The 19,472-nt window shown below is 33.9% G+C and carries 15 protein-coding genes and 1 tRNA gene; 13 read left to right on the forward strand and 3 right to left on the reverse strand.

Features of this window, described 5'->3' with window-relative positions:
- Nucleotides 1–24 precede the first annotated feature (24 nt).
- Nucleotides 25–495, reverse strand: a complete 471-nt coding sequence (locus A9G11_RS07005) for a hypothetical protein (protein WP_065618807.1) — start codon at nt 493–495, stop codon at nt 25–27.
- Nucleotides 496–1,142: 647 nt separating this feature from the next.
- On the opposite strand from A9G11_RS07005, the gene A9G11_RS07010 reads away from it, so the two are divergent.
- Nucleotides 1,143–1,655: a hypothetical protein gene (locus tag A9G11_RS07010; RefSeq protein ID WP_065618809.1), complete on the forward strand. Its 513-nt coding sequence runs from the start codon at nt 1,143–1,145 to the stop codon at nt 1,653–1,655.
- Between the two features lie 998 nt (nt 1,656–2,653).
- Here A9G11_RS07010 and A9G11_RS07015 read toward each other — a convergent pair.
- Nucleotides 2,654–2,727 (reverse strand) — tRNA-Cys (locus A9G11_RS07015).
- A gap of 885 nt (nt 2,728–3,612) precedes the next feature.
- Here A9G11_RS07015 and atoD point away from each other — a divergent pair.
- From atoD to A9G11_RS07075, 12 genes are all read left to right on the forward strand, one after another.
- Entirely contained in the window at nt 3,613–4,269 is a 657-nt protein-coding gene (gene atoD / locus A9G11_RS07020; RefSeq protein ID WP_065618811.1) for an acetate CoA-transferase subunit alpha, read from the forward strand.
- A gap of 12 nt (nt 4,270–4,281) precedes the next feature.
- A complete protein-coding gene (locus tag A9G11_RS07025; protein WP_065618813.1) occupies nt 4,282–4,941 on the forward strand; it encodes a 3-oxoacid CoA-transferase subunit B in 660 nt (219 codons plus the stop codon).
- A 3-nt stretch (nt 4,942–4,944) separates the two neighbouring features.
- Nucleotides 4,945–6,291 (forward strand): TIGR00366 family protein, encoded by a 1,347-nt coding sequence (locus A9G11_RS07030; protein ID WP_065618814.1) that lies wholly within the window; start codon nt 4,945–4,947, stop codon nt 6,289–6,291.
- 24 nt (nt 6,292–6,315) lie between these two features.
- Nucleotides 6,316–7,497: an acetyl-CoA C-acetyltransferase gene (locus A9G11_RS07035; protein WP_065618817.1), complete on the forward strand. Its 1,182-nt coding sequence runs from the start codon at nt 6,316–6,318 to the stop codon at nt 7,495–7,497.
- A 190-nt stretch (nt 7,498–7,687) separates the two neighbouring features.
- Nucleotides 7,688–9,508, forward strand: a complete 1,821-nt coding sequence (atoS, locus tag A9G11_RS07040; RefSeq protein ID WP_065618819.1) for a two-component system sensor histidine kinase AtoS — start codon at nt 7,688–7,690, stop codon at nt 9,506–9,508.
- Between the two features lie 16 nt (nt 9,509–9,524).
- Nucleotides 9,525–10,919: a sigma-54-dependent transcriptional regulator gene (locus tag A9G11_RS07045; protein WP_065618821.1), complete on the forward strand. Its 1,395-nt coding sequence runs from the start codon at nt 9,525–9,527 to the stop codon at nt 10,917–10,919.
- Between the two features lie 433 nt (nt 10,920–11,352).
- Nucleotides 11,353–12,216, forward strand: a complete 864-nt coding sequence (locus A9G11_RS07050) for a MurR/RpiR family transcriptional regulator (RefSeq protein ID WP_065618823.1) — start codon at nt 11,353–11,355, stop codon at nt 12,214–12,216.
- A gap of 216 nt (nt 12,217–12,432) precedes the next feature.
- The gene (locus tag A9G11_RS07055; RefSeq protein WP_065618825.1) at nt 12,433–12,864 is read left to right on the forward strand and encodes a PTS sugar transporter subunit IIA; all 432 of its coding nucleotides are present in this window, start codon (nt 12,433–12,435) and stop codon (nt 12,862–12,864) included.
- Nucleotides 12,865–12,874: 10 nt separating this feature from the next.
- Complete coding sequence (locus A9G11_RS07060; RefSeq protein WP_065618827.1) at nt 12,875–13,348, forward strand: PTS system mannose/fructose/N-acetylgalactosamine-transporter subunit IIB; 474 nt, start codon at nt 12,875–12,877, stop codon at nt 13,346–13,348.
- Nucleotides 13,349–13,393: 45 nt separating this feature from the next.
- Nucleotides 13,394–14,197: a PTS mannose/fructose/sorbose/N-acetylgalactosamine transporter subunit IIC gene (locus A9G11_RS07065; protein ID WP_065618829.1), complete on the forward strand. Its 804-nt coding sequence runs from the start codon at nt 13,394–13,396 to the stop codon at nt 14,195–14,197.
- On the forward strand, nt 14,194–15,009 hold the full coding sequence (locus tag A9G11_RS07070) for a PTS system mannose/fructose/sorbose family transporter subunit IID (protein WP_065618831.1): 816 nt from the start codon (nt 14,194–14,196) through the stop codon (nt 15,007–15,009). Before A9G11_RS07065 ends, A9G11_RS07070 begins: the two co-directional genes overlap by 4 nt.
- 14 nt (nt 15,010–15,023) lie before the next feature.
- The gene (locus A9G11_RS07075; RefSeq protein ID WP_065618833.1) at nt 15,024–16,088 is read left to right on the forward strand and encodes a tyrosine-protein phosphatase; all 1,065 of its coding nucleotides are present in this window, start codon (nt 15,024–15,026) and stop codon (nt 16,086–16,088) included.
- A 253-nt stretch (nt 16,089–16,341) separates the two neighbouring features.
- Here the strand turns inward: A9G11_RS07075 and ydiJ are convergent, their stop codons facing one another.
- Nucleotides 16,342–19,413 (reverse strand): D-2-hydroxyglutarate dehydrogenase YdiJ, encoded by a 3,072-nt coding sequence (gene ydiJ / locus A9G11_RS07080; protein WP_065618836.1) that lies wholly within the window; start codon nt 19,411–19,413, stop codon nt 16,342–16,344.
- Nucleotides 19,414–19,472: the final 59 nt, after the last annotated feature.

Here is a 19,472-nt window from a genome sequence, read left to right on the forward strand (position 1 = left end):
CTCTAAATCATCTTTTACATAATTTTACAGCAGTGCGTCTAATGCAATTAATTTCTGATTAAGGATAAAACCGCAAACCATTATAAAATATAGATAAAATATACCAAATAGTAAAATTGCAATGATTAAATGACACCACTCTTTCTGCTTGGATAGTTGTCTCATTTCGTTAATAGATTTAATTATCAAAAGAAAAACTGGGATAAAACCAGTAATAATTGTAATAGTTAAATAAACCATACTCCAATTATATTGTATATTATGTTTGACCAATAAATAACTTACAGCAACTATAGCACCCACCAAAAATATGATAGATACGTTCAAATCTCTTGCATATCCGAGCAAAATAGAGATGAAATCCATTTGTTGCTTTTTCGGTTTATCGCTTGAATTTTTATTTTTTAATTCCTCTAAAGCAACAATTTCCAACTGAAGTTTACCTAGTTGCCCTTTTTTGTCTTCTAGTAAAATATCTATATTACTCTCGTTCATTATAAATTACCCTTTCAATGTTATAAGATTGGATTTAACCTAGGTCAAAAAAGCATAAATGCAGGCTCTATAATATAAGCAAAACTCACTATAAAAAACCGTATGTTCAAAAAATATAGCATAGAACATAAGAAATGAACTGTCGATTACACTATTCTCAATATATCTTTTATATCAATGAACTAGCAAACTTTCTTGCCTTTAGTCATGCAATCCTTGCTAAATGAGTAAGACAACATATCGCCCCAATAAAACCTGTCGTCAAGGGTGAAGTACTAAGCAATAAAGGATTATCACCCTAAAAAGAGTAAAAGAACAAAAGTGACGAAAGAAATAAAGTTATTTTGTATCAAAACCAACTGAAAGTTAACTTCATAACAATTGTTCTACATAACAAAATAGAATGTTAATTTCAGCATGAAATTATAATTTAAGCGTTTAACATGGCATAGCACCCTATTTATTAAATAAAGTGTTCCTGATAAATCTTATAAATTATTGGTTACCGATATCACATATATCAAACCGGTTATAATTAATTTTATGTATATGTTATAATTGATTAGGCATTAATGAAAAGCTTGATATCAATCATTTATTGTTGTTTTTAAATTTTTCTAACTACTTTTTTAATTATAGGGGATTTTATGGAAGCAAATATAATCGTATCACTTCTTGGTATTGTCATTTCTGCTATTGTTGCATATTACACATCTACCAATGTTTTTGCACGAAAGTATCATGAAGGAAAAATCCGTATTTTCGATCTAACTCACAGATATTTTTATGTAATGTATAATAGTTTTGATCATGAATCAAGAAAATTGAAAAAAGACAAAGAGTCTACTGATATTTATATATTTGGGATCCAAAGTATATATGATGATTTACAATCATTGATGGAAAATCCATTTATGCATACTATTATAAAAAAGAATCTCTATTTATCATCTCTTCCGTATAGGTTGGGATGTACTTTAGTTAGTTCAAAAGAGCAACAAGAACCTTGTATTACTAAAGAATTAATTGATTTATTTATTAAGTTATTTACTATGACTAGCGATCTTTATAAAGAAGATGAATGGAAAACAAATGAAGAATTGAAAGATTTGAAGCACAACGTAAATGAGTTTAAAAAATTTATAAACTACACTAATTAGTACCACTTTTATAAGGTCATTGTCATGTTAAACGAACATTAAGTAAAGTAACAACAATGACCCTAAATCTCTCTCGAAAAGAAAACCGTAATTTTACTAACATTTTTAAAATACAGAAGATAATGCAAGATTAATACAGTAAAAAATATGCAGATATCGTTATCAAATAACGATTTAATTAAATCAATATTAAATAAACGGATAAGCAATATCAAATCACTAGCTTTACTGCACAAGGTAATCGATGCTAAAGAACATAAGCTTACAACACTACTTAAAAAGAATAATCGCTTGTTAATGAAGGGGATATCCTAAAGCAAACTATATTGATAATAAATATCAAAATAAATTATGTTGCATTTTATCGGTATTTAAAGATAACAAAAAATCGTTTCTATTATCAACGGTAATTAACGTTAATAACAACAGATACAAAGTACCTACGTAAGTGAAACTAGTTAAAATTAAAAGTTATTACTTTGATTATAATAATTAAATCGCAACTTAATAGGATAACTATTTTTTGGACTAAATTGAATGACGACAAAAAACTATTAAAACTGATTGATAACATTCTAAAAAATATAATCACTTTGCTAAAAGAAAAATAAAGAAAAGAAAAGATATGCATTACAACACAATGGTACCATCACAAATATCGCACTAATGAATTTTACAAATTTATTTATACCAACAAAGAAAAAAGTAAACCAATAACAATTACGATTAAATAAAGCCACCAGAAAGCGATTAACGAAAAGTATGAAAAACGATTCTATTGTAGTGCCATAAATAGCCTGATTTATTAAAAATACTGCTTGCCAAACATACTAATTAGGAAAAATGAGTAAAGCAAATTTTAACTTACTGTGCTAGTTGTTTAATAAGCGATTAACTATTATTTAAAGTGTATTAGTTCAGAATTAATCTAACAGATACTAATTACTTTAAATATTTTTTTAAATGGGCGTCTTTTGTGTATTGATTATATGTTTTAATGGAGGCGCGTCCCGGAGTCGAACCGAGGTAGACGGATTTGCAATCCGCAGCATGGCCACTCTGCCAACGCGCCGTTGAGGTCTATCTGAATAGGTGGCAAATAGTAGCATTGGCTTGTTTAGCCGTCAAGATTAAATAGATTATAATTACAGCAGTCACATGCTTTTACTTGAAAAAAATAACAATTTGCTTAATTTGTAAAGATGTTTCAGGTTAGCTATATGTTTTAGTATAAAACTAAGCCTGAATTCAACATCTAAAAGTGAATCTAGTTAGTATTACATTGATTTTCATGATTTAACTGATAAGCCCTCATTATTTCATCCACAAGTTTTTATTTGGAAAAGTATCAATTTGTTTAATCTGTAAAGATATTTCAGGTTAGCTATACGTTTTAGTATATAAACTAAGCTGAATTCAACATCTAAAAGTGAATCGAGTTACCATTACATTGATTTTCATGATTTAACTGATAAGCCCTCATTATTTCATCCACACGTTTTTATTTGGAAAAGTATCAATTTGCTTAATTTGTAAAGATGTTTCAGGTTAGCCATACGTTTTAGTATAAATTTGTAGATCCCACAGTAAATTTCAATTTGAATCACGCCGACTTAGTGTGACTATAATACTATGTTCTATAAATGTCAGTTAACATAATACAAATTAATTATCTCTAACTTTATCCCAAATACTTATTTAATTACGCACGTTAAATCACACAATGGGTAAACTTAAATTTATCTTTTATTAACGTAATTATTTTTTTGAACGCAATATATTTTGCGTTTATGTGCAAATAATTGCACATCCCTCACTGTTTTACGCTGATATCACCTTAAATTAATAATTATAAATCAATTAATTATCAATTCAACTCTATCTTATGCAACTTGGTACACCAATTGCAACATTGTCATTAGCAATTTAATTATTTGCAGTTACCAAGGGGAAACATATGAAGAAAAAATTAATCAGTTCAGACAAGGTCAACAATTATTTAAAAGATGGTATGTCGATTATGTTTGGCGGGTTTATGGGATGCGGTACACCGGAAAAACTTGTCAAACTAATTCTAGATTCAGGTATCAAAGATTTAACCATTATTGGTAACGATACTGCTTTTGTCGATACAGGTGTTGGGCCTTTAATCACTAATAATCGAGTAAAGAAATTAATTGCTTCACATATCGGGACGAATCCTGAAACAGGTAAAAAAATGATTGCCGGAGAGATCGAAGTTGAACTTGTACCACAAGGTACTTTAGCTGAAAGAATCCGCTGTGGCGGAGCCGGTTTAGGGGGAGTTTTAACGCCAACAGGTGTTGGCACAATTGTAGAAGAAGGCAAAGAGGTACTGACTATCAATGGTGTTAAATATTTATTAGAACTACCTATTTATGCTGACCTCGCTGTCGTTCAGGCTTTTAAAGCAGATTATAGCGGTAATCTTGTCTATCAATATGCAGCACGAAATTTTAACCCACTAATTGCAACAGCGGCGAAAACGGTTATTGCGCAGGTCGATCACCTTGTTGAAATTGGGCAGATCGATGCTGATGCAGTGATGACACCGGCGGCGTTAGTCGATTTTATTGTAAGTTCTAAAGAATAAAGGAGAAGGGTAATGGATAAAAAAGAGTTAATTGCACGTCGTGTTGCACAAGAGTTACATGATGGAGACGTCGTTAATTTAGGCATTGGTTTACCAACTCAAGTCGTCAATTATTTACCAAAAGGGATCAATATTACCCTTCAATCTGAAAATGGCTTTTTAGGTTTAGGACCTAAAACCGTAGATGAACCGAATATTGTCAATGCCGGTGGGCAACCTTGTGGAATTATTGCGGGTGCATCAATGTTTGATAGTGCTTTTTCTTTTGTTCTTATTCGTGGCGGTCACGTCGATGCTTGCGTACTGGGTGGTTTAGAAGTGGATCAAGAGGCTAATTTAGCAAATTGGATGGTGCCGGGGAAAATGGTTCCGGGAATGGGTGGAGCAATGGATCTTGTTACAGGTGCAAAAAAAGTCATTATTGCAATGGAACATTGTACTAAAAACGGTGAGGCAAAAATATTACGTCAATGCACTCTACCCTTAACAGCAAAAGGGAAAGTTAGCATGATTGTCACTGAGCTTGCTGTTTTTGAGTTTAGAAATGAACAACTCTATTTAATCGAAACCGCAAAAGGCATTGATGTAGAGACAATCAGAAGCAAAACCGCGGCAGAATTTATTGTTGCTGATGATCTAAAGTTCATGCCAATTGATAGCGAGGAGCAATAATCCATGATTTCTCGTTTATCTAAATATACGACTAGTTTGGTCAGCAAGTATCTTCCCGATCCACTGATCTTCGCCCTACTATTAACTTTTATTATCTTTTTAATGGCGTGGGGATTAACCGATTCCCAACCACTTGGATTAGTCAAAATGTGGGGGGATGGTTTTTGGAATCTATTAGCTTTCGGTATGCAAATGGCCTTGATCGTGGTTACAGGTCACGCTCTTGCCAGTTCACCGCCTATTAAAGCTGTTTTAGTTTCAATTGCCTCTCTAGCAAAAACACCAACACAAGCCGCTATGTTAGTGACTTTTGTTGGATGTATCGCTTGCATTTTAAATTGGGGATTTGGATTAGTTGTTGGAGCCATGCTGGCAAAAGAAGTTGCAAGACAGGTTAAAAATGTAGATTACGGTTTACTTATCGCCTGTGCTTATATCGCCTTTATGACTTGGGGTGGCGGATTATCTGGATCAATGCCTTTAATGGCAGCCACACCGGGTAATCCTGTTGCACATTTGATGGTCAGCGAAACTAACCCACAAGGTTTAATACCTATCTCTCACACCATGTTTTCGGCTACCAATATATTCATTACGTTAATGTTACTGCTTTGTTTACCGCTATTGGTGCGATTTATGGTTAGAAATGACGGCACAGTTAACGTCGTTAATCCTGAATTATTAGCTCCAGAACCTGATTTTCAAAAGAAGATCGATCGTAAAAATGCAACTGTTGCCGAGAAATTAGAAGAAAGTAAGTTACTTTCATTATTAATCGGTGCTTTAGGTATCTCTTATTTGATGATCTATTTCTATTACAATGGATTTAATATCACCATTAATACCGTCAATCTCATCTTTTTAACTGCAGGCGTTTTACTACACCGTACACCAATGGCTTATATGCGCGCCATATCCAATGCCACTAAAAGTACTTCCGGAATTATTATTCAATTCCCATTTTATGCGGGCATTCAATTAATGATGGAGCATTCCGGGTTAGGGGGATTAATTACTGAATTCTTTATCAATATTGCTAACAAAGATACCTTCCCTATTTGGACATTTTTTAGCTCAGGTATTATCAATTTTGCCGTTCCATCAGGGGGTGGGCACTGGGTAATTCAAGGACCTTTTGTTATTCCAGCAGCACAAGCATTAGGTGCCGATTTAGGCAAATCGACAATGGCAATTGCTTATGGTGAGCAATGGATGAATATGCTACAGCCATTTTGGGCATTACCTGCGTTGGCTATAGCAGGTCTAGGGGTGAGAGACATTATGGGATATTGCATGACCGCCTTAATTTTCACCACACCAATATTCCTCATTGGTTTGTACTTTTTCTAATTTTTAATTACAAGGAATTTGATTATGACAAAAGCAGTAATAGTAAGTGCCACCAGAACGGCAATCGGTACTTTTAATGGTTCATTAGCCTCTGTAAGTAGTATTGAACTCGGAAAAATTGTGATCCAAGAAGCATTAAAACGCGCTCAAGTAGATACCAAGTTGGTTAATGAAGTCATTATGGGTAATGTATTACAAGGAGGATTAGGACAAAATCCAGCTCGTCAAGCAGCACTCTCTGCCAATATAGCCAACAGTGTGCCAGCCTTTACCGTTAATAAAGTATGTGGTAGTGGCTTAAAATCAGTGGTATTAGCAACCCAAAGTATATTAACCGGTGATAATGATATCGTTGTTGCTGGTGGTATGGAAAATATGACTCAAGCCCCTTATCTGTTAAATAGTAAAGTTCGTTGGGGTTTAAAAATGGGCAATGCAGAACTTTATGACACACTTGTCAATGACGGTTTAAGTTGTGCAACTAACCATTATCATATGGGGATAACAGCAGAAAATATTGCTGAACAATATGGTATTAGTCGTCAAGAACAAGATCAACTAGCTCTGCGCTCACAACAATTAGCAACACAAGCCATTAAAAATGGTGACTTTGTTGATGAAATTGTACCTGTCACAATTAAAAATCGTAAGGGTGATATTATCTTTAAAGAAGATGAACATCCTAAATTTGATGCAACTTTAGATGGTTTAATTAAACTCCGACCAGCCTTTAAAAAAGATGGCACCATTACCGCAGGTAATGCCTCAGGTATTAATGACGGTGCAGCTGCGTTAGTCATTATGTCTGAAACTAAAGCTAAACAATTAGGCTTAACACCGTTAGCTTACATTCGTAGTTACGCATCTGGTGGTGTCGATCCAAGTGTTATGGGCTTAGGTCCTGTGCCAGCAACCCAATTAGCCTTACAAAAAGCCGGATTGCAACTTGCCGATATTGATTTAATTGAAGCTAATGAGGCATTTGCAGCACAATTTCTCGGTGTGGGTCGTGAACTTAACTTTGATATGGATAAAACTAATATTCATGGTGGTGCAATTGCGCTGGGGCATCCTATTGGTGCTAGTGGCGCACGCATTTTAGTTACCCTACTTTATTCAATGATTCATCGTAACAAACAGTTAGGATTAGCAACATTATGTATAGGTGGAGGATTAGGTACGTCAGTAATTATTGAGCGTTATTAGTAAACCATATACGTAAGTTAGTTTAACTAATCTTATAGTAAATAACGATTGGTGGTGTTAGGTTTAGTAGACACCACCTAACTTGTTAGCTAAAAAAATTTAAGGCATAATCTTGATATATTGATAAATTTTGTTAAAAAAAGCCTAACCGTTATTTATAAAAGATTGATAATTAAGGATTTAAACGTTTATGACGTCCAATCTTTTTAAAAAGTTATATCCAGATAAAATCAGCGCCCGTATTTTTTTGTTGGTTACTTTGCTTTCGTGTTTTTCTATTATCGTTTTTGCAATATTAATTGATAGAGAGGGTCGAGATCTCCTTATACAAGAAAAAAATCAAAAACTATACGCTATTACAAAGATGTTAGATTTATTATTAGACGATACCTATCAGCAAATCGATGTTACATTACCACGTCAAGAGCAAATCAAACAAATTAATCAAAAACTATCAGCAAAAATTGAACCATTGCTAATCACAATGCCTCAAGTTGCAGCCGGTTATTACCATAAACAACTTGATGCTATTGTCGTGTATGCCCCACAATCTAATTATGGTATTAATGTTGGTAAATCAATTCCTTCTACCCATAAAGGGCGTGAAGTTATGCATACCGGACATCATATTGTTGATATAGGTAAACAAGTTAGAGGCAATATTATGAACGCTATGACCCCTATTGTTCGTGGGGATCAGATACTTGGTTATATTTGGGCTAATGAAACGCTTGATGATATTGAGAAACAGACATTTGTTTTTGATAAAAATGTAATAATTATTAGTGTTGTTTGTATGTTGAGCTGTATCTTTATTGCCTCAATTTTGTCGCAGAAGCTTAATGCAGATATTAATGTCATCAAACATGGGTTACAAGCATTACCTTTCGATCTCACCTTACGCTTACCCAAAATTCGTGGTGAACTCAACGAAATCGTCAATGGTATAAATAGACTTGCTGAAAAACTAAGAAAAACTAAAACAATGAATGAATTGATTTTAGAAAATACTTTAGACGGGGTTATTACTGTTGATAATAATGGTGCGATTACCATGCTCAATCCGGCAGCTGAGAAAATGACCGGTTATAAATTAGAACAAGTGTTAGGAAAGCCTTACTCGACTTTAGTGGATGATAAGAACTTTAACAGCCCATTACTCGACACTTTATATAATGGTATTGATCATATCAGTATAGAAGTCGATTTTCCTGTTGCTAAACAAATTTTAAAAATCTCCTCCAGTACCAGTCACTTAAAAGATTATCAAGGAAATATCATCGGTGCTGTAGTGATCTTTAAAGACATTACCGAACAAAAAGAGGTCGAAAGACTCATTCAACAAACCGAAAGACTTGTCGCTTTAGGTGAACTTATGGCGGGTATTGCCCATGAAATTCGTAATCCTCTCGCCGCTGTTCGTGGTTTTGTTCAATATTTACAGAATGATTTACCGCTTAATGAAAAACATGAGTATATTGATATCATTCTTAAAGAGGTTGATTCAATCAATCATGTTATTCAACAGTTATTAGATTTTTCTGTACCTTCGAAAAACTATTATGTTTCAACTAACATAAATAACTTAATTGAAGAGGTGTTAGTATTAGTTAATACTTCGCATCGTTCAAATAATATTTCTATTATCACATCATTAGATAATCAATCACCAAGCTTGTATTTAGATAAGGAACTAATCAAACAAGCTTTATTAAATCTATTAATTAATGCCATTCAGGCAATAAAAGAACAAGGTATCATCGAAATAAGCACATTATTGTCGAGTAATCAAAAATATCAATTAATTCGTATCAAGGATAATGGAGAAGGTATTCCAATGGAGTTAATCGATAAAATTTTTACGCCGTTTTTCACTACTAAAATATCAGGAACAGGTCTAGGTTTATCTATGGTACAGAAAATTATTGCATCACATAAAGGAAAAATTTTAATTAAAAATAATGAAAATCACATTGGTGTAACGGTTGAGATAGCTCTTCCTATTAATTAAGCATTCAAAGGATCCTATGTCAGAAAAAATTTTAATTGTTGAAGATGAAGTAAACTTACGTAAATTGTTAACTATTTTATTATTGCAAGAACACTACCAAGTGATTGCTGTTGATAATGGTGAAGCCGCTTTAAAGTTAATTGAACAAGAGCCGGTAGATTTGATCTTACTTGATAATCGCCTTCCTCAAATGAGTGGACTTGATACACTTAAAATAATAAAAGAGTTACATCCAGATATGTATGTGATTTTGATGACCGCTTATGCAGGTGTTGATACCGCTGTTGAAGCACTGAAATTAGGTGCATATGATTACATAGTAAAACCGTTTGATCTCAATGAACTAAAAGCGCTTATTCATCGAACGTTAGAATTAAATAAAGCCAAAAAGCAAGGCATCAATTTATTACCAAAAATAGAATTGACCAATTCCGATAATAATGGTCGCATATTAACTAATAGTCCTAATATGATGGAACTTTGTCGCAATATAGCCAAAGTGTCACAAACCAAAACCACCGTATTAATCAGTGGTGAAAGTGGTACTGGCAAAGAGTTAGTGGCAAAAACAATACATTTTTATAGCACTCGTTCAACCGGCCCTTTTATTAAGGTTAATTGTGGTGCATTACCGGAAACGCTATTAGAAAGTACACTGTTTGGTCACGAAAAAGGCTCATTTACAGGTGCATTTCAACGACAAATTGGCTTATTTGAACGCGCACATTTAGGTACTCTTTTTTTAGATGAAGTGGGTGAAATGTCAACCAATCTGCAAGTTAAATTACTGCGAGTGATTCAGGAAAAAGAGTTTGAACCTATTGGCGGGAATAAATTAATCAAAACTGATTTTCGATTGATTACAGCTACTAATCGTAACTTACAAGATTTAGTTGAAGCAGGAAAATTCCGGCAAGATCTATTTTATCGACTCAATGTAATGGCATTAGATTTACCTCCTTTACGAGACAGACAAAATGATGTGATGTTATTAGCTCGTTATTTTGCTAATCAATTTTGCCAAGAGAATAATAAACAGTTGTTAGATTTTTCGATTGATGCGGTAGAAGCACTAAATCAATATGCTTGGCCGGGTAACATTCGTGAATTATCCAATGCTATTGAGTATGCGGTTATCATGTCTAAAGGTTTGTTCATTTATTCTCAAGATCTACCTGCCCATGTGATCGCCAACAAAAAAATGCCTAACTTGAGTCCTAATTTTAATGACTATGATTCTCTCGGTACGACGTTAAAAGAAAAAGTCAAAAATTATGAAAAAGAATTAATTATTAATGAGTTAAAATTTCATAATGGTCATCGGGAAAATACGGCTAAATCACTCGGTGTCAGCAAACGCACTTTACTTTATAAAATGCAAGAGTACGAGATATTTGAAACAATTAACTAAGTTATGTTAACAATGAATGATTATACAATACCTTTTTTACAACTTTCTTCACAATGATGACTGGACTAAACTGTTTTACTTAATACCCAACAAGTACACCCTTATTTACACGGTAAATAGTCTATAATTTAATGTTTAGTGTAGACTAAAAATGGGGGAATAACTTTATTTCCTCGCTTACCCGTCTATGTTACTGGTACGATATCACGGCATTTCATAATTTATAGAAATTAAAGAAACTATTTGCAGAAGTGTCGTTAAATGCTATTTTAATTGTAATTAGGGTGAGCATAAAACAGCTTTAATAACCTTAATTGTGTTAATTGATATATACAACTTGAAATGATTAGCTTTTTAATTCTAAAAAACTTTTCAAATTTATGAACTAATTTAATATACTTCATACCAATATGTATAAAAGTTGAGGTGAGCTTTGATTGATTTAAAACTTAGAGAAGTAAAAAAAGATCTCTCTGCCAAAGAGCTTGCCGTTGCTGAATTTATCCAAAGCCATGTCCAAGAATTAAAAAATATCAGTATTCAAGCTCTCGCTAAATTGAATCATGTTAGTACCAGTACTATTTTACGATTATGCAGTAAAATGGGATATAGTGGCTTTAGTGATTTTAAAATTGATTTAATTTCTTCCGCACCTAAAAAATTAACCACAGAGATCCTACAAGATGATATTAATTTAAATGATTCTATACAGGATGTGAATTGCAAAGTGCAAGCAATGGAAAAATCATCAATTGATGAAACGCATTCGATTGTTAACCTTAAAGCATTAGATCAGGCTATCGATCTGATCATCAATAGCAATAAAATGGTAATTTTTGGTGTTGGTAGCAGTGGTTTAGTAGGAAAAGAGCTTGAATATCAGCTGATTAAAATTAAAAAAGATGTCAATTGCCACTTCGATACACATATCAGCCGAAATATTGTTAGTTCATTAGATAGCAATGATTTAATCATTATTATCTCTCATTCTGGTGAAACACCTGAATGTGTAGAATTATTAAAATTAGCTCAAACGTTAACCATTCCCTCTATCGCGATCACTAAAATGGGACAAAGTCAGGTTTCTTCATTAGCAAATATTGTTTTGCATACTACGTCAATGGAGCATGCATCACGACTTATTCCTATTCGCTCGAAAATTTCACAAATTTCAGTAGTAAATATGTTACTTACCAATTTATTTATTAGAAAATACGATGCTCATTTATTTGAGCAAACACAGAATCGTGAAAAACGTAAATATCCCCGTAAACACTCGTCAGTAAAGAGTATCTAAACCAATCGTTCCTCGCTTATTTATTAACTATAGTTAACTTTAACATTAATTTTCATTAATGATGAAACTAAAACCTTTTTTCAATAAATTTGATCTTGTTCACAAAATAATAAAAATTTAATAAAAAGGTAATGACTATTTTTTTATTAAGATGTAACTTTATTACTAAATAAATATATCATTTAAGTAATAATGTTACTAAAAGGAAATTTAGTCATGCAAAAACAAATACCTATTATTTTGGCAAGTCATGGCCCTTTCGCACAAGGTGCGCTTGAATGCGTGCAGATGCTAATGGGTAAACAAGATGATATCAAGGTCATATCCATTAAAATCGATAGCAATATCGACAGCATCCGTCAACAAATGTTAGAGAGTTATCGCACCTTAAATCAAGGTAACGGAGTAATTATATTGGTCGATTTGATGGGTGGAACACCTTGTAATCTTGCCAGCGAGTTACTTGTACAACATGAAGACATATTGTTGCTATGTGGCTTTAATATTCCGGTATTACTTGAGGTATTAAATAATCGGGAAGGTTCATTACAAGATGTCAAAGCCGCTGTAGAAGAGTTATTCTCCAAAAGTTGCTTTGATGTTGGTCAACTCTTAAACGCTCAACATGAGCAATCCACAGAATTATAAGGAGAATACAATGCCAATTAATGTTGCCAGAATTGATGACCGTCTTATTCATGGACAGGTTATTACTACTTGGGTAAAAAACTATGATATCGAACAAGTCTTAGTTATTAATGATAAAGTCGCCAACGACAAAGTTCAGCAATCAGTACTGACCATGTCTGCACCTGCTGGATTAAAAGTCATCGTTTTCGGTGTTCAGCAATTTATTGAAATATTAAAGAAAACACCAATTAAAAAACGCACAATGTTGTTATTTACCAATAGTATTGATGTTGATGCACTTGTTTCAGGTGGATTAGCTATTGAAAAACTCAATGTTGGAGGAATGCGAATGCAAGATGGGCGTCGTCAATTATCACGTGCTGTTTCGGTCACACCCGAAGAAGAACAAGCATTTAAAAACCTTATAGCAAAAAATGTGGTTGTTGAGGTGCAAATGGTTCCCAAAGATCCGATTGTTTTACTCAAAACACTGCTTGATTAGTCTTAACTAACTATTTATTTATTCATTATATTTGGAGGTTAACCTATGTTAACACAGGCTATTCTTGTCGCCATTTGGGCGGGAATTTGTTCATTAGATGATGTAGGTCCACAAATGCTTCGTAGACCACTATTAACAGGGACTATTGCTGGCATTATTATGGGCGATGTAGTACAAGGACTGGCAATAAGTGCAACGTTAGAGTTGATGTGGATGGGTATTGGTAATGTTGGTGCTTATTCTGCACCCGATATTGTCGCTGGTTCAATAATTGGAGTTTCTTTAGGTATTGCCACTCAAGGCGGTGTTGCTACCGGAGTTGCTTTAGCACTGCCTGTCTCAATTCTTTGCCAGCAATTACTGATTATTTGGCGATCTTTTGCTTGTTTCTTAAATCCATGGGCTGAAAAAAGTATTCAAAACGGTAGTTATAAGGGATTAGTGAAAGTCCATTATTTTTCTACACCTGTCTGGTTTTTGATTCGTGCCGTTCCTTGTTTCTTAGCAATTTATTTTGGTAGTGATTTGATTAAAGCTATTTTAGATGCAATTCCTAAGAGTATTATTTCGGGTATGGGTGTTGCTTCAAAATTAATTCCTGCCGTTGGTATCTGTATTTTATTACTCATGCTATTAAAAGGTAGTATGTGGTTTTTCTTTTTACTGGGTTTTATTTTAACCAGTTATCTTAAATTGCCTATTATTCCAATTACCTTTATTGCGCTGGCATTTGCTGTCCTTTATGACATGGCTTTTATGGCAGGGAAAAATAACGGTAATCAAAATGGTAACAAAGAAGATAAACCTACATTAAATAATATGGACGTAGAACAGGAGTATGATCTATGAATAACGAAAAGAAAATTACCAAAAAAGATCTTAATAGCGTCTTTTGGCGTATTCAAACTATCCCTTTTTCATTTAACTATGAAAAATTGCAAACGATCGGTTTTGCTCATTGTATGATCCCAATATTAGATCGACTTTATAAAGATGCCGATAAAGAGACACGGATCCGTGCAATGAAACGACATTTTGAGTTTTTTAATACCCAAGTTAATGCCGGTGCATTAGTGTTAGGTGTCACAGCAGCCATGGAGGAGAAAACCACTGAGGATGAAAAAGATGCGGTTATCTCGTTAAAAGCAGGATTGATGGGACCTTTTGCTGGTTTGGGTGATAGTTTATTAAAATTTACCTGGATGCCAATTTGTGGCAGTATCGGCGCCGCTTTTGCTTTACAAGGTAATATTATTGGTCCAATACTAATGTTCTTTATTTATAATTTGGTCAATATTTTTACCAAATACTTCTTTGTGCATTATGGTTATAACAAAGGCGTTGATCTGATTGAGCAATCTAAAAATTCAAATATTATTCAGAGAATTAGCAACTTAGCCAATGTGGTCGGTGTTATGGTACTTGGCTCCTTAATTGCTACAACCGTTAAAGTTTCAACTCCCCTACTCATTGAGGTGGGTGACCAATCAATTAAAGTCCAAGAGATGTTTGATAAAGTGATGCCTAACTTGTTAACAATTCTCTTTGCATTAAGTGTCTTTTACTTAGTCAAAAAATTTCAAGGGAAATATACCGTTACATTAATTATTGGCGTAATGGTATTAGGCGTCATTCTTTCAATGTTGGGTATATTACATTAATTGGGTAAAAAACTATGATAGAACAAAATAAAAGCGTTTCAGTGGTTCGTAATCAACAGGGTAACCTAGTGGTAACCTTTGATTCATCGGATCAACAATCAATGGATCTATATTGGACGGAAGAGAGTAATGCTCATACTCAAAATAAAACACTGATCGGCAAGAATGTAAAAAGTCCTGTTATATTTGCAGATCCGTTACAAGCTAAAAAGCGCATCTATTTAATTTTACAATCACAAGGTCAACATCCTATTCTATTTGGTGAAAGAACATTACCTATCACCGGATTAAATAACTTTCGTGATTTTGGCGGTTATGAGGGTAACAATGGTAAGCGAATTAAATGGGGTGTTTTTTATCGTTCTAATCACTTGCATGGATTAAAACCCGATGCTCAATCTTATATTCAGGCTCTTGGGATTAAAACCATTATTGATTATCGCAGCGATAATGAAATAAAAAATAGTCCCAATACTAATATTGGAGAAAAGCAAACATTACATCTCAATGCTTCAGCTCAAACTGCTGAACTCGCGGCACAATTTGCCGCCGATCCAAGCGATGAAGATCGAGCATTAGTTGAAAGTGTATTGCGGGATATTCCTAGAGAATTAGTTAATGGTCAAGGCGAACAAGTTCTTGAACAATATCGTAATTTTGTTTTAAGTGATAAATCAAAAAACGCATATAAACAAATGTTACAAGTCATTTTAAATCCGAATAATAGCCCAAGTATTCAACATTGTCGCGGCGGAAAAGATCGTACCGGTTATGGCGTATTATTGATACAAATTATGCTTGGTGTATCTGAGAGCGATATTATTTATGATTATATGTTAACCCATGATAATCGTTTAGAGCGTAATAAAATTAAAATGCAGGCTTACCGCAAAATTACTGACAATGAAGATGTTTTAGGCTATCTGTTAAGTTTAATTGATACCCGTGAAAGCTTTGTTAAAGAGATTCTTGATACTATGAAGAAATTATCGGGTACTCCAAGTAATTACATTAAACAAGAGCTTGGTTTTACCGATCAAGATTTCCAAACGATGCAACATCTATACTTAGAAAATTAATTTTCTTATCTTATTTAATACCAAGCGCGATAAAGGTCGCGCTTGATTTTTATTGTTTTGACCTAATTATGCTCTATAGCAAAATGAATAACCAACACTTTTCCGTTAACATTATCAAAAGTCTGTTATTTTTGAATGGCTAATGATGATGAGTTGTTATATTGCAACTGAATTAGTTAACATTGGCGATCTTACTTTAACTTGGAGCTATTATTTGTTTTCAATTACGATCTAATTATTTAAGCAGCACGTTTTACAAATTTTGATTAATTGTGATTATGGATAATAAAGCTTGAATCGGATGTTTTAGCGAAAATTTGTCATACCGTTTTACTTGGCTACGACATGAGTAACCTGTAGTTAAGCAATGTTCTTTAGGATATGTTGCCAAAGCTTTTTGCCAGGAGAGCTGATAAAGTTGCAAAGATGAAGATAAATTTTTAACTTCATGCCCATATGTCCCAGCCATTCCACAGCAACCAACACTAACTGTCTGTAATTGCGCGCCAAACAGTTTAAAAATTTGTTGCCACTGTTGACTGCTTGCCGGTAGTTGAGTCGTTTCACTACAATGACTAAGTAAATACCATTTTTCTAAACTTGGTTGTATTGATTGAGCAAAACTAGATAGATTTTCAGTAATATTTGTCAACCATTCATGGGCTAGTAACACCTGAAAATCACCTAACTTTTCCTGTAAAATTAGCTTGTATTCATCGCGATAACATAACACTAAAGCGGGATCTACCCCTACCATTGGAATACCTAATTGCGCTATTTGTGATAGCATATCAGACGCGGTTTTCGCTGTGTGAGCAAATTGCTTTAAAAAGCCTTTGATATGTTGAGCTTTACCATTAGGTACAAAGGGTAATACGACGGGTTTAAATCCTAGTTTTTCAACTAAACAGACAAAATCAAATACAACTTTAGCATCATAATAAGTCGTAAACGGATCTTGTACAATAAGGACATAATTAGATTTTTCAGTACTGGTAAGTTTTTGTAACTGTTTAAGTTTAATATTAGCAGAGTTATGTCCTACTAACTGCTTTTTAAGTGTCGGAGTAGAAAGTAATGGCAAGTTTGCCATACCAACGGTTTTATTAGTGAGTGACTCTATTACCGACATTTTCATAAAAAAGTTGAAAAAACGTGGAGCTTTTGCCATTAATGGTAGGTAAGATTCAATATTGGCGACTAAATAATCACGTACTGGCCGTAAGTAGCGGGTATGATAAAGCTGTAAAAAACGCGCTTTAAAATCCGGCACATCAATTTTAATTGGACATTGAGTTGAACAAGCCTTACAGGATAAACAATGTGCCATTGAATCTTTTACTTCATGAGAAAAATCATACTCTCCATGCTTAGCTCGCCAAGTGTTGCTTATTTTTTTCGATAGTGCAACTAATGCGCTCTGTTTTTTAGGAAAAAGTGTGTTGAGTTCATCTTCTGTCATTCCCGATTGAATCATCAACCGTAGCCATTCTCGTACTAATGTCGCCCGTCCTTTTGGTGAATAAACTCGATTACCTGATAATTTCATTGAAGGACACATGGGACTATTAACATCAAAATTAAAACACAGCCCATTACCATTACATTCACTCGCACCATGAAAAACCGTTTTTACACTTACCGGAATCTGCCTATCATAAAAACCACGAGTAATAGCGGTGATTGATAATATCGGTTCATCAACATTTAAAGGGGTGCAAATTTTACCCGGATTTAAGCGATTATCTGGATCAAATGCGGTTTTAATTATCCTCAGTCCTCGATATAACTCATCACCAAAAAAAGCCGGACTATATTCACTGCGGAAACCTTTTCCATGTTCCCCCCACAATAATCCACCATATTTGGCTGTTAGCGCAACCACCTGATCGGAAATTTGCTTCATCAATTTTTCTTGTTCAAGATCACACATATCTAAAGCAGGACGAACATGAAGTACACCCGAGTCAACATGCCCAAACATACCATAAGTCAAATGATGACTATCAAGTAAGGCACGAAATTCACTAATATAATCAGCTAAATGTTGCGGTGGTACACAAGTATCTTCAACAAATGGTATCGGTTTACCTGCTCCCTTGGCATTACCTAATAACCCAACTGCTTTTTTACGCATGGCGTAAATTTTTTCTATCTCGCTAAGATCAACACAAGTTTGATAACCAATAATGCCTAAACTACGATTTATCATAAGTTTATCAAGTTGTTGGCATAGCTTAACCATTTTGCCTTTAGTCAGTTCATAATCATCACCGGCAAACTCAACAATATTAATCCCTTGCATATCATAACCATCAACATCGGTGATCAACGCCTTAATTGATTGCCAAATAATATCTTCTTTAGCCAAACCTAAAACTTTAGAATCAACTGTTTCAACAGATAACGCTTCGGCTTGTACTAAAAAAGGCGCATTACTTAATGCAGATTGAAAAGAATCATATTTAATATTGATAAGAAAACGATATTTAGGTAATGGGATAATATTCAATTTAGCTTCCGTTACAAAAGCTAAAGATCCTTCACTACCTGTGATAATACGGGTTAAATCAAACTCAGTTAAATTATCATTAAACACATTTTTAAGGTCATAACCAGTCAAAAACCGATTTAATTTAGGGAACTTATCTAAAATTAATTGTCGATGCGTTTTACAATAATCAAACACTGCACGATAAATTGACGAAGTAGTTATTAACCTTTCAATCTCTTGTAGGCTTTTTTTACCGGTTTCAAGTATTTCGCCATTTAATAAAACAGCTTTTATCCCTAAAACATGATTTGAGGTTTTTCCATATACCATCGAGCCTTGACCGGAGGCATCAGTATTAATCATGCCTCCAATCGTTGCTCGATTACTGGTCGATAACTCTGGTGCAAAAAAATAATCATCGGCTTTGAGGTATTGATTTAGCTGATCTTTGATCACCCCTGCTTCAACTCTAACCCACCCCTCTTTTAAATTTACTTCTAATATGCGTTTCATGTAACGGGACATATCCACCACAATCCCATCAGTTAAAGATTGTCCATTGGTGCCTGTACCTCCACCTCTTGGTGTAAATTTTATGGTTTTGAAAGCCTTTTGTTGTGCTAACGTAGTTATCAATTTAACATCATCGGTAGAGCGAGGAAATAATATCGCCTGAGGTAAGAGTTGATAGATACTATTATCCGTAGCCATTGTTAAACGTGTAGCATAATCACGGGCAATATCACCACTAAAACCCGAATTTTCAAGCGCAGTTAAGTAATTTAATGTAACTTCATTAATCTGAGGTGATACTGAAAGTCGAGGGATCATAATCTATAAAATGATAACAATAATGTAGGATAAGTTTAATCTAAGCTATTAATATCGTC

The sequence above is a fragment of the Gilliamella sp. wkB108 genome, from assembly GCF_001690195.1.
GTDB classification, from domain to species: domain Bacteria; phylum Pseudomonadota; class Gammaproteobacteria; order Enterobacterales; family Orbaceae; genus Gilliamella; species Gilliamella apicola_L.

Bases quoted from the DNA above. Each gene is read 5' to 3' on its own strand.
- A9G11_RS07005 (WP_065618807.1), bottom strand. From the start codon at position 495: ATGAACGAGAGTAATATAGATATTTTACTAGAAGACAAAAAAGGGCAA.
- A9G11_RS07010 (WP_065618809.1), top strand. From the start codon at position 1,143: ATGGAAGCAAATATAATCGTATCACTTCTTGGTATTGTCATTTCTGCT.
- atoD (WP_065618811.1), top strand. From the start codon at position 3,613: ATGAAGAAAAAATTAATCAGTTCAGACAAGGTCAACAATTATTTAAAA.
- A9G11_RS07025 (WP_065618813.1), top strand. From the start codon at position 4,282: ATGGATAAAAAAGAGTTAATTGCACGTCGTGTTGCACAAGAGTTACAT.
- A9G11_RS07030 (WP_065618814.1), top strand. From the start codon at position 4,945: ATGATTTCTCGTTTATCTAAATATACGACTAGTTTGGTCAGCAAGTAT.
- A9G11_RS07035 (WP_065618817.1), top strand. From the start codon at position 6,316: ATGACAAAAGCAGTAATAGTAAGTGCCACCAGAACGGCAATCGGTACT.
- atoS (WP_065618819.1), top strand. From the start codon at position 7,688: ATGACGTCCAATCTTTTTAAAAAGTTATATCCAGATAAAATCAGCGCC.
- A9G11_RS07045 (WP_065618821.1), top strand. From the start codon at position 9,525: ATGTCAGAAAAAATTTTAATTGTTGAAGATGAAGTAAACTTACGTAAA.
- A9G11_RS07055 (WP_065618825.1), top strand. From the start codon at position 12,433: ATGCAAAAACAAATACCTATTATTTTGGCAAGTCATGGCCCTTTCGCA.
- A9G11_RS07060 (WP_065618827.1), top strand. From the start codon at position 12,875: ATGCCAATTAATGTTGCCAGAATTGATGACCGTCTTATTCATGGACAG.
- A9G11_RS07065 (WP_065618829.1), top strand. From the start codon at position 13,394: ATGTTAACACAGGCTATTCTTGTCGCCATTTGGGCGGGAATTTGTTCA.
- A9G11_RS07070 (WP_065618831.1), top strand. From the start codon at position 14,194: ATGAATAACGAAAAGAAAATTACCAAAAAAGATCTTAATAGCGTCTTT.
- A9G11_RS07075 (WP_065618833.1), top strand. From the start codon at position 15,024: ATGATAGAACAAAATAAAAGCGTTTCAGTGGTTCGTAATCAACAGGGT.
- ydiJ (WP_065618836.1), bottom strand. From the start codon at position 19,413: ATGATCCCTCGACTTTCAGTATCACCTCAGATTAATGAAGTTACATTA.